The sequence below is a fragment of the Lacticaseibacillus casei DSM 20011 = JCM 1134 = ATCC 393 genome (genome assembly GCF_000829055.1).
GTDB lineage: Bacteria > Bacillota > Bacilli > Lactobacillales > Lactobacillaceae > Lacticaseibacillus > Lacticaseibacillus casei.
Window position 1 is genome coordinate 860,071 of record NZ_AP012544.1, and the last position, 11,738, is coordinate 871,808.

The 11,738-nt window shown below is 47.1% G+C and carries 10 protein-coding genes and 1 pseudogene; 10 read left to right on the forward strand and 1 reads right to left on the reverse strand.

Translation table 11 applies throughout. From position 1 onward, the window contains the following. Positions 1-14: 14 nt before the first annotated feature. Positions 15-1,064: an IS30 family transposase gene (locus LBCZ_RS04440; protein WP_039639281.1), complete on the reverse strand. Its 1,050-nt coding sequence runs from the start codon at positions 1,062-1,064 to the stop codon at positions 15-17. A gap of 132 nt (positions 1,065-1,196) precedes the next feature. On the opposite strand from LBCZ_RS04440, the pseudogene LBCZ_RS16340 reads away from it, so the two are divergent. From LBCZ_RS16340 to gap, 10 genes and pseudogenes are all read left to right on the forward strand, one after another. Continuing rightward, positions 1,197-2,939, forward strand: a pseudogene (locus LBCZ_RS16340) (phage tail protein); the annotation flags it as partial. Positions 2,940-2,948: 9 nt separating this feature from the next. Continuing rightward, a complete protein-coding gene (locus tag LBCZ_RS04450) occupies positions 2,949-3,260 on the forward strand; it encodes a hypothetical protein (protein ID WP_025013870.1) in 312 nt (103 codons plus the stop codon). After that, complete coding sequence (locus LBCZ_RS14715; protein ID WP_032959115.1) at positions 3,257-3,388, forward strand: XkdX family protein; 132 nt, start codon at positions 3,257-3,259, stop codon at positions 3,386-3,388. Before LBCZ_RS04450 ends, LBCZ_RS14715 begins: the two co-directional genes overlap by 4 nt. Before the next feature lie 29 nt (positions 3,389-3,417). Beyond that, positions 3,418-3,708: a hypothetical protein gene (locus LBCZ_RS04460; RefSeq protein ID WP_025013871.1), complete on the forward strand. Its 291-nt coding sequence runs from the start codon at positions 3,418-3,420 to the stop codon at positions 3,706-3,708. Next, on the forward strand, positions 3,701-4,147 hold the full coding sequence (locus LBCZ_RS04465; protein ID WP_025013872.1) for a phage holin: 447 nt from the start codon (positions 3,701-3,703) through the stop codon (positions 4,145-4,147). The genes LBCZ_RS04460 and LBCZ_RS04465 overlap by 8 nt, the downstream gene beginning before the upstream one ends. Before the next feature lie 10 nt (positions 4,148-4,157). Beyond that, entirely contained in the window at positions 4,158-5,480 is a 1,323-nt protein-coding gene (locus LBCZ_RS04470; RefSeq protein WP_025013873.1) for a GH25 family lysozyme, read from the forward strand. Positions 5,481-5,727: 247 nt separating this feature from the next. Further along, on the forward strand, positions 5,728-7,101 hold the full coding sequence (locus LBCZ_RS04475; RefSeq protein WP_025013874.1) for a hypothetical protein: 1,374 nt from the start codon (positions 5,728-5,730) through the stop codon (positions 7,099-7,101). Between the two features lie 393 nt (positions 7,102-7,494). Then, the gene (locus LBCZ_RS04480; RefSeq protein WP_039638840.1) at positions 7,495-8,547 is read left to right on the forward strand and encodes an IS30 family transposase; all 1,053 of its coding nucleotides are present in this window, start codon (positions 7,495-7,497) and stop codon (positions 8,545-8,547) included. 1,016 nt (positions 8,548-9,563) lie between these two features. Next, positions 9,564-10,601 (forward strand): sugar-binding transcriptional regulator, encoded by a 1,038-nt coding sequence (locus LBCZ_RS04485; RefSeq protein WP_025013035.1) that lies wholly within the window; start codon positions 9,564-9,566, stop codon positions 10,599-10,601. Between the two features lie 36 nt (positions 10,602-10,637). Beyond that, the gene (gene gap, locus LBCZ_RS04490) at positions 10,638-11,660 is read left to right on the forward strand and encodes a type I glyceraldehyde-3-phosphate dehydrogenase (RefSeq protein ID WP_025013036.1); all 1,023 of its coding nucleotides are present in this window, start codon (positions 10,638-10,640) and stop codon (positions 11,658-11,660) included. Positions 11,661-11,738 lie beyond the last annotated feature (78 nt).

Below are 11,738 nucleotides of genomic sequence, written 5' to 3' on the forward strand. Positions count from 1 at the left end.
CGCTAGAGAGACTACTAGGCCATGCGGCGAACGCGCCGAGCTTCGGCCTCAAAGTTTTGCTGGGGTGTGCAGTAGCCCTGTTGTTTGCGAGGCAACTGATTCAAGCGGTCTTGCGTGGCCTGCACTTGACTAGGGCTAATGTCATCTAGGGACATGCCCTTAGGGAAGTCCTGGCGGATCATCCGGTTATGTGCCTCGTTGGTGCCACGGTCGCAGGACGTGTAAGGATGGGCGTAGAAGATCTCAGTTTCCGTCCCAGCAAAAGCAGTATTTAAGGCGGTGAACTCGGGTCCGTTGTCGGCTGTGATGGTCTTGATGCAAGCTCCCCATTCGCGCTTGATTCCACGCAATGCATAGCTCACAGAGTCTGCATCTCGTCCTTCGATCAAGCGGAGAAGTTGGCAACGGGTCTTGCGCTCAATCAGAGTCAAGATGACGCTCTCCTTGCCATTGCGTTTACCGACAATGGTATCCATCTCCCAGTGACCGAACTGCCTGCGTCGTTCAACGACCTTAGGCCGTTCCTCGATACTGCGGCCAGCCAGGCGCTTAGCCTTGGTGTGGTGCTGGTGAGAGGTCTTCCGCTTAGTCTTCTCCAACAGGTCGATATTTCGAATCTCTAGGCGTTGGTCGTCAATGTACTGGTACAAAGTCGAGGCACAAACAAGCTCTTCAGGAGTAAACAGCTTGTGTCGCTTGGCATAGCCGATTGAAGCATCCGGCGACCATTTGTCCTGCTTAGCTCGCTGTACGTACCAGGCTAAGAAGACCTGTACGCTGGCGAACTTGTCAGGACGATGACAGCTCAAGCGTGCAGTCTCGTAACGTACCTGAGCAGCCTCTGGCAGGTATTGTCGATGGTAGACGCGCTTGCCATTACTCTTCTTGACCTGATCTACTGTACCTCGCTTGATTTCATTATTAATGGTCTGCGGGCAGACGCCAATTTCAGCAGCAATCCAACGATTGGACTTCCCAGCTTGGCGGAATCCGGCCACTTTTCCGCGCTCGAGTGATGTTAAGTGCTGACCTTTTTGGCGGTGTGTGCTATCCTGTTTCTGCATCAAGACAATATCCTCTTCCATTGTTTGGGTAGGAACTTCAATGATACAGGATATCTGTTCTTGATGTTTTTTATTGTCCAAAAAATTTTGAGACAGTGGCTAACTTGATTCTAAAATGCGCGCAGCGATTCAACTGGCCTGTTTACTTCTGTTTACGCGCGTGGTGCTACTCCAGATGGGGCTGATTCACCAATTACTTTAAAAGGTTACAAGTGGACTGATCCGGACGGCCGCTATGTCCTGTACAGCGATGGGACACTTCTCGATACTGTTGCCAACCGTTCGTATTCACGGTTGCGTAAGAAGTCCACAACAGACCTAAACGGGTCATACTTGAACCAGTGGCGGGATTATGAAGCTACTACGCAAGCAGACCTATTACAGTCGGCACTGAGCGACTTAAAACAGTATGCAGTACCAGTTACCAACTATACAGTAGACTTCGCATTCATTCCGGAAAACATCAGCATTGGCGATACGATTCATGTGGTAGATGAAAAGCGAAATATGTATGTTTCAGCACGAGTGCTTGAGCTTTCTTGCTGCTATTCCTTGCCAAGTTCAAGCACCGCTACACTAGGCGATTACAAAATAGAAGCAGATAAGGTTTCAGCAGCCCTCAAGACGGCGGCGAAACTAGCACAAGCAACAGCCAGCACCGCTCAGGCCACTGCAACACAGGCATACTCCGCAGCTAATGATGCAGCTAACAATGCGACAGCTGCTCAGACTGCTGCGACTAGTGCACAAGCCACAGCTAACACCGCTCAGACTAATGCGGCTGCTGCGCAGACAACTGCCAATACCGCTCAGACTACTGCTACCAACGCTGCTCAAGTTGCCGAAAAAGCGCAAACAACGGCCAATACTGCACGAACCTTCATCAAGTCAGCTACTGCGCCTGATACAACTAATTTGTTAGTTAACGCAGTATGGATTACACCAGCAACGACTGACAGCAATGGCAACGCGGTAGCCGCATCTGCAAAGACTTGGGACGGGGCCAATTGGCAGGATACGCCAATCGAGTCAAGCCTGATCGCTGACAACATCGTTGGTAAGACTATCACCGGTAGTACCTTTGCTAACACAAATGGCACATTCAGCATTGACAAAGATGGTAACATCATTGGCTCAAAGATAACCGGGTCTGAAGTGGAGCTTTCCACCGTTGATACCCCTGGACTGACTAAGACGGGCATGCTGTTCACCGGCGGCCTACTTTTTGACTCAAACTATAAAAATGTCACGATTGATACCAACATTGTGCAGAATGAGACAGCTATAGACTGGTACGGTCCGCGGGTGATAGCTGGTTACAAAAATGGCAGTAGCGCGACTGCAGGAATCAACGCGGGGAGTGGTGCTTCGCGCGCATTTGCCCCGCAGTTATATGCCACGCGGACTAACAGCAATGGCCAGCTGACCGGTTACACGGCTTTGAGCCCCGACGGCATAACAGTCGAAACGTTCGATTCATCAGCCAATAACACGGGTATGGGCACGGTGACGCCTGACCAAATCATACAGCTTAGCAACGTTGGCACTCTTGCATGGTCTGGTATTCTCTATCAGCAAGGTGGAGATACGGCGACAATGAGCATCCCACTTTCTAATACACAAACTGGATGGCTAATCAGATGGTCATACTACAATAGCTCAAAAATACAGAATACGTATTACAACTACACTTTGCTTCCCAAAGTGGCCGTAGATGCCCAGAGCAAAAATATGATTGTGACGTTGTCGATGCCAGGCGTAGGTATGTTCTTCAAACATCTGTGGTACAGCGATACGAACATTGCCGGAGACGCCATGAATAATCAAGGAATGCAAGCACCACATGCAGTAATGGATGCGGTGTACGCAGTTTAGGAGGCTGACATGGAAACAAAAGAAAAAATGAGGGTACTTTTCACACTGGACTCCGATGGCTACATCATAGGCTACCAGCGGGAGTTTTTTGATGGCAAAGAATGGCAGACACCATTCGATACCACGAATGCGGTGGAAGTGGCTCCGGGCGACCTCGACACAATCGTCATGGGGGCAACCAAGCTCAGGAACGGCAAGCTGGTGGTCGATGAGGCCAAACAGGCAGAGCTAGAACAGCCCGTCACGCCACAGCCCACGACTGACCAGCAGATGCTTGCGGCTGTGATGCTGAGGGTCGCGAAACTGGAGGCGGGCGCATGACAGATTACGATATGTGCCAACGGTTCTATGCGTGGGGCATCGACATCGAACCCTATGTGGGGTTGATGATAACGGCTGATGAGTACAAGCAGATTACCGGTAATGACTACGTCGCCAGCAAAAGCTAGCGGCTATTTTTGTGGAAGGAAGTGAGAAAGTGACATTTTTTGGATACACGATTGGTGACTGGGCGGAGTTCATATCAATCATAGGGGTGGGCGTGAGCGCGGGTAGCTGGCTGTTCAAAAAGATTGCCTTGGATCCGTTACGCTCTGATATTCAAGTGCTTTCAGAGACGATTAATCGACAGCTCAAGCTACACGAACAATCGCTGGCAGACTTGAATACTCATCTGAAAACACATGATGAAGAGCTTGGCAGTCACTCGGTTAGGATTACTCGATTGGAAGACCATGTAGGCATCAAAGGAGATAATGATGATGAATAATTGGACAGAACTATTAGTATCACTTGCAGTAGCAGCAGTCCCAATCATTGGGGCTTGGATTTCAAAACAGTTGCTGGCTAACAAACAGGCATTAACTTTGGTAAAGGTATTAGGCCCGTTGGCAAATGCTGCGGTTACAGCGGCAGAACAGCTCGGTGTGACACGAACTATTGACGGCGCCGTCAAGAAATCGACTGCTGTTCAGGCTGTGAAAGATGGTTTAAAATCGCTTGGCTTCACCAGCACAGACGAACAGACGATTGCCAACGCGGTTGAAAAGGCATACGCAGACTTGAAAGATAGCCTAGCTGAAACCTACCCGCAAAAGACAGCAGATCAGGATACATCTAATCAAGAAAAAGTGGCCGCCGCCGCTCAAGCCGCTGCGGATGCAGTTAAAGCTCAATTGGCTCCCGCATCTGTTGCTTCACAGCAATAAGGAGGGCGCAGTGAAATTAAAGAATAAACTCATTGCCTCGGTAGTCGCCATCTTGGCGGCTATTTCTTTTGCCTTACCAACGCAGGTTCGTGCAGCAAAGGGAGACGTTGTCCTTGATTGGTCGGTTTATCAAGGCAATTATGGTAAGTATGGCAACGCTCCAAGTAAGGCAGTCATTGCTCAGGTTGGGGGCACCTATAACGGCCTATATGTCGTACAGAGCACTTATCGCACTCAGGTAAGCTCAGCTATTGCGGCCGGCAATCACGCCCATACCTATATCTGGTATCAAGTTGGTGGTAGTATCCCTGTTGCTAAAGCGGCGATGGACAAGTTTTTGCCGATGGTGCAAACACCAAAGCGTTCTATTGTGGCCCTGGACTATGAGGCCGGTGCATCTGGCAACAAGCAGGCTAACACTGATGCAATTATCTATGGCTTGCAGAGAGTTAAAGCTGCTGGGTACACGCCAGTTCTGTATTCAGGTAAGTATTACTTGAACGAACATACCCACTACTCACAGATTAATAAGGCCTTTCCAACTAGCCTATGGATTGCTTCTTACCCAACGACAAGGACAGTCACAGCTCCGAACTTTAACTACTTCCCGTCAATGGACGGCATCAATATGTGGCAGTTCACAGATGCTTATAGCACCCCTGGCTTGGATGCCAGTGTTGATTTGACTGGTATTACAGACAATGGTTATGGACGTTCAACTACTACTGATACTGGTAAAGTGATTGTTAAGCCTGATACGAAGACACCAGCTACTAATGCCGGTCAGAGTGCTAACGATACTCACAAGTCTAGCATCTCCGCAGGATATGCGGTAAAGGTAAACTTAAGTGCCAAGCGCTATGCAAACGGCACAGCCATTCCTAATTGGGTGAAAGGCAGAACTTACAAGGTCATTCAAACTAGCGGCAATAAAGTGCTGCTGGGCTCAATCATGAGCTGGGTCAACCGGTCAGATGTTGAAATCCTTCAAACCGCCAGTCAGGCACGTTCTGTGCTGACGGTAGACGGATACTGGGGCCGTGAAGTGACGGCCGCATTGCAGCGTCACGAAGGCACGACCGTTGATGGCATCATCAGCGGACAGATCCGCACCAACAACGTGCGTGGCGTGCAGATTGGCCGTGGTGGTTCTCGTGTCATTGCCGCGATGCAGCATAACTTGGGAGTTCGTGTAGACGGATACCTTGGCCCGCAAACCATCAAGGCCATGAAACGGGCTCTCGACACTAAGCATGACGGCGTGATTAGCAATCGTTCCCGCATGGTAATTGTCTTGCAGGAGCGACTCAATGCAGGCACGCTTCCTTTTTGATATTTAAACGGGTCGATTTCGACCCATTTAAAATATGGAAAAATAAGTCGCCGAAACGCCAAACCTATTTTGCAAAATCGCCGTTTTTGGCAAATTAGCCTCACTCGCTTCGGCGGGTAGGGCATTTTTGTGCACAAAAACTTTTTGAAGAGAGACTGTATCAGTCATTACTCTAGACAGGCTATTGACTTGTGAAGATAAGGCATGCATACTCAAATACAATATTTATAAGAAACAGGCGGTAGCTATGGAAGTAGATCAAGAATTATCCCGAGCTGTTAAAAACATCGAAAGAAGCTTTTCTGCAATTGAAGACTACGGGCGCTCACTAGAAAATGAATTGATGGATTTACGTGAGCATAAAAGAGAGCATTATACTGACTCGCAGGCAATTAGAAGCGTTATGCTCATGGACGCTATTCGAAATACGAGTATATCGTTGTTTCGTAAATATGCAAAAAATGAATTCGGTATAACTTCTCGTAAATCTCATAGCGTAATTATGCAAAAGCTAGTAGATTACATATCGGAGCGAGCAGACCACGTGAATATCGTAATTGATAAGTCTGGACATCCTAAAATACAGGGCGAACCATATCTAAATAACCAATTTTATTTAGATAACAAAAAATATAACCGAACTCGACTACAGGTCAGCCTTCAGTTCGAATCAGCACTGTTAACTCCTACGAATGCTTTTGAGGCTTTTTTTCAAGTGATTTTAGAGTGTAGCTATGATACAGTTCTAAAAAATAAGATTGACAAGCAAACTGCTGAGTTTTCAGAAATACGAAACTTAAGTTCTATTGAAGAAGTCAAGTCGCTTTATATGGTTAAAGTGACCGAAGAAATTAAGAGAGGACCAGTTGTATCTTGGTTCAAGTGTTTTAAGGGAATGGGCTTTAACGAGGATAAATCCGATGAGGCTCAGATTCAAAAGTTAGCCGAAGTTTTTGATGTTAGAAATTTGATTGTTCATAACGGTGGGCTTGTTAATTCAAAGTACAGAAAGCAACACCCAGAATCTAAACATAAAATAAATAGTCCTATTTCGATTTCAAAAAAATATCTTGAGAATACCATTCGTACTATGCGTTACATTTATGTTGATCTCGTTTTTTGCACTTGGCCAAAAATTAGCAAGTGCACCTTGCCAAACCAAGAACTAGATACTATGTTTGATGTTGACTTGGACCTGTTATCACCGGAGAGTGCTGAAAGCTTTCGAATCTATAAAAAATTGAAAAATGTACTTTTGAAGGAAGACCACAAACAACAAGTAACTCTAATGAGTCCACGTAAATTCTCTGCGTACTTCAATTATTTGCTCAACGTGCAATGGCATGCATCGCCAGATTCCGATGACATAAAAGAATCTAAGAAATTAATTGCTTGGCTGTATTCGGTCACGTATGACCCGTTTTATTTGCTAGGACTAGAATTGCTTCAGCATAATTTCGAACAAGCTAATATTCAGCTTTCAAAAGTTTTGGAAAGAGAAGGAAAGCGATTTTTGATTTTGCTTGCACAATGGCCGATTGTTTTATACGATAGTGACGTATTAGCTTTTTTGAATAAAAAAGTCTCAATTAGGGATTATGTGGCGAAAGAGGTGGACTGATATGATTCTTATCAATGAATCAGTTTCTCAAGAGCGTGACAATGATGATGCTATTCAAGAGGCTTCCAATCAGATGTCCGACTTAGCGGGTATTATTGCTGAGGCTGAATGTTAGTCTCGTTTTACATGGCTTAATAAGTCTTCTGGTTTCTTTTTTCACTGGCCTCATCCTTTCGGGGGGAGGCTTATTTTTGTGCACAAACTTATCAGCCACAGTGAAGCCGTTGAAACACGATTTAATAATTTGCTTCTGGATGCTTTTAGGTTCATCCGCGCATTTTAGAATCAAGTTAGCCACTGTCTCAAAATTTTTTGGACAATAAAAAACATCAAGAACAGATATCCTGTATCATTGAAGTTCCTACACAAACAATGGAAGAGGATATTGTCTTGATGCAGAAACAGGATAGCACACACCGCCAAAAAGGTCAGCACTTAACATCACTCGAGCGCGGAAAAGTGGCCGGATTCCACCAAGCTGGGAAGTCCAATCGTTGGATTGCTGCTGAAATTGGCGTCTGCCCGCAGACCATTAATAATGAAATCAAGCGAGGTACAGTAGATCAGGTCAAGAAGAGTAATGGCAAGCGCGTCTACCATCGACAATACCTGCCAGAGGCTGCTCAGGCACGTTACGAGACTGCACGCTTGAGCTGCCATCGTCCTGACAAGTTCGCCAGCGTACAGGTCTTCTTAGCCTGGTACGTACAGCGAGCTAAGCAGGACAAATGGTCGCCGGATGCTTCAATCGGCTATGCCAAGCGACACAAGCTGTTTACTCCTGAAGAGCTTGTTTGTGCCTCGACTTTGTACCAGTACATTGACGACCAACGCCTAGAGATTCGAAATATCGACCTGTTGGAGAAGACTAAGCGGAAGACCTCTCACCAGCACCACACCAAGGCTAAGCGCCTGGCTGGCCGCAGTATCGAGGAACGGCCTAAGGTCGTTGAACGACGCAGGCAGTTCGGTCACTGGGAGATGGATACCATTGTCGGTAAACGCAATGGCAAGGAGAGCGTCATCTTGACTCTGATTGAGCGCAAGACCCGTTGCCAACTTCTCCGCTTGATCGAAGGACGAGATGCAGACTCTGTGAGCTATGCATTGCGTGGAATCAAGCGCGAATGGGGAGCTTGCATCAAGACCATCACAGCCGACAACGGACCCGAGTTCACCGCCTTAAATACTGCTTTTGCTGGGACGGAAACTGAGATCTTCTACGCCCATCCTTACACGTCCTGCGACCGTGGCACCAACGAGGCACATAACCGGATGATCCGCCAGGACTTCCCTAAGGGCATGTCCTTAGATGACATTAGCCCTAGTCAAGTGCAGGCCACGCAAGACCGCTTGAATCAGTTGCCTCGCAAACAACAGGGCTACTGCACACCCCAGCAAAACTTTGAGGCCGAAGCTCGGCGCGTTCGCCGCATGGCCCAGTAGTCTCTCTAGCGCCACAACTTCTATTTGATAACGGCCTGTTCTGGGATTGTCCTCAACGACTGGCTAACTTGTTCTTGCAATTTACGTTTTAGGTTCATCACTCAAAGGGGACAAAAAGGGGACAAAAAAGGTGCAAGCACTGATGCATAGGCAACTATAATGCCTGTTCGCTTCCTTTCTGATATTTAAATGGGTCGATTTCGACCCATTTAAAATATGGAAAAATAAGTCGCCGAAACGCCAAACCTATTTTGCAAAATCGCCGTTTTTGGCAAATTAGCCTCACTTGCTTCGGCGGGTGGGGCTATTTTTGTGCGGTCCAAATTGGCATATCGATATGATGTGCCAAAACGGCATTGCATGTCAATGTGCGTAATACTGGCAGAATTGTGCAATATGTGTGCAATGAAGCCTTGTGAGCCTACGCCAACCAAGCGGTTCGACTCCCGGGCTGCGCAGAATTCCAGTCATATGGAAAATACCGAAAATAGAAAAGTCCGCTATGGCGGGCTTTTTGTTTGCCATAATGTGTTTGTAGGACGCAAATGTCGCTGATCAGCATGGTCCTTTTTAAGCTAAGAAAACGCCAAATGAAATCGCTTCATCACCAAATGGCAATTTCGCTTGGAAAATGCTCAAAACAGAACAAGCAGTGATGAAAGAACCCATAACTGGCTGTGTGTAGGCTGTTGAAATAGACCGAAATACAGTGCATGAAAATTTCATTAGAAGCAAGCCGAAACCCCTGATATCAAAAAGCCGCAGCGAGGTTGCCAAAACTGGTAAATGCCGAACATTTGGACCATTCTTGAAGTAGATGTTCAAACTTAGCCGGTTTTGTGATTACTTTAAGACGATTTAGGCAACAGACTTGCGATAAAGCGGAACCCCTGCTACAATTGGTTTTGTTGGTAAGGGAAAACAGCAAACGTTGGGTTCCTACTTTTTTTCAGCTTGCTGGGTCGGCAAACGACTCGGAGGGACGTGAAATGACCCATTAAAGAAGGACGTGCCTTATGCATACTGAACTTGCGTGGCTCAAAGCGATCGCGCCTGATCTGATGGGCGTCGTCACTAAACGCTATCAGGTCCTTCAATTTATTAACTGGATGGCACCGGTTGGCCGGCGAACGTTAGCCGAACAAATGAAGATTTCAGAACGCGCATTACGTACAGAAACAGATTTTTTGCGCGGGCAGGGGCTTTTAGAGAGCTCGAAATCTGGCATGGTGTTGACAGCTAAAGGGTTAGAAACTTTTCACGGCCTCGATCATTTGATGAATCAGTTGCTGGGAATCAAAGATGATGAAAAGCGGCTGGCAACGCATCTTGGCATTGACCATTGTCTGGTCGTTTCCGGGGATGCGGATCAGAGTAGTCGGGTTCTTGATGAACTTGGCAAGACGTTGAATTCAACCTTACAGTTACTGTTGCCACCCGGGCATTTAACGATTGCCGTTATGGGTGGCACAACGATGGCACATTTAGCCACGCAGTTAACTTTTCAGCTATCTGCGGGCCGTGAACTGTCGTTTGTCCCTGCACGGGGTGGCCTCGGTGAAGCCGTGACCATTCAGGCCAACTCGATTGCGGCTGCAATGGCAGAAGCAACCGATAGCAAGTACCGGGCTTTATATGTTCCTGAGAATCTAAGCTCGGAGTCCTATGAATCCTTAATCAAAGAGCCATCGTTAAGAGATGTGTTAAACCTTATCGACAAAGCTCAGGTAGTGATTCATAGTGTGGGCGATGCGCTGGTCATGGCTAAGCGCCGTGGCATGTCGCCTGATACGATCAGCATGTTGAAAGCCAAGCATGCCGTTGCCGAGGCATTCGGTGTTTTCTACGATGCCAAGGGAAAGGTCGTTTACAAGATACCGCAAATTGGATTACAGCTTGCGGATCTTGATCATATACCGTATGTCTTCGCAGTTGCGGCGGGTAAAAGTAAAGCCAAAGCAATTGCGGCGTACATGCAACACGCACCGAGTCGAACGTGGCTATTAACTGACATCGGTGCAACAAACTCGATTTTAACTGGGGCAACCCGTTAGAATATAACCTTATTTCCTAAAGGAGGAAATTTTAGCATGACTGTTAAGATTGGTATTAATGGTTTTGGCCGTATCGGTCGTTTGGCATTCCGTCGTATTTACGAATTGGGTGCAAAGAGCAATGACATCCAGGTTGTTGCGATCAACGATCTGACCAGCCCAACCATGCTGGCTCACTTGCTTAAGTATGATTCAACTCACGGTACTTTCCCTGGTGAAGTTAGTGCAACCGATAACGGTATTGTCGTTGACGGTAAAGAATACCGCGTCTACGCAGAACCGCAAGCCCAGAACATTCCTTGGGTTAAGAACGATGGCGTTGACTATGTTCTTGAATGCACAGGCTTCTATACCTCTGCTGAAAAGTCACAAGCTCATTTGGATGCAGGTGCAAAGCGTGTTCTGATTTCTGCCCCAGCTGGCAAGATGAAGACCATCGTTTACAACGTTAATGATGACACTTTGAATGCAGACGACAAGATTGTTTCTGCTGGTTCTTGCACGACCAACTGCTTGGCACCAATGGCTTATTTCCTGAACAAGGAATTCGGCATTGAAGTTGGTACCATGACCACCGTTCACGCTTACACCTCAACTCAGATGTTGCTTGACGGCCCGGTTCGTGGTGGCAACCTGCGTGCTGCACGTTCTGCCGCTGCTAACACGATTCCTCACAGCACTGGTGCTGCTAAGGCTATCGGTTTGGTTATCCCAGAATTGAACGGCAAGTTGCAGGGTCACGCACAGCGTGTTTCTGTTGTTGACGGTTCCTTGACCGAATTGGTTTCCATCCTGAAGACCAAGAACGTTACAGCTGACCAAGTCAACGAAGCTATCAAGAAGCACACCGAAAACAACCCTAGCTTCGGCTGGAACGAAGACGAAATCGTATCTTCCGATGTAATCGGTACGACTTATGGTTCAATCTTCGATCCTACTCAGACTGAAGTTACAACTGCCGGTGACTATCAATTAGTTAAGACGGTTGCTTGGTACGATAACGAATATGGCTTTACTTGCCAGATGATCCGTACCTTGCTGAAATTTGCTACTCTCTAATCCGGAGTAACGCTTTTCTAACCGCAACATCCGAAGCGGAGGGAGCTTTACTCTCTCCGCTTTTTTTGGAAAGGTGAC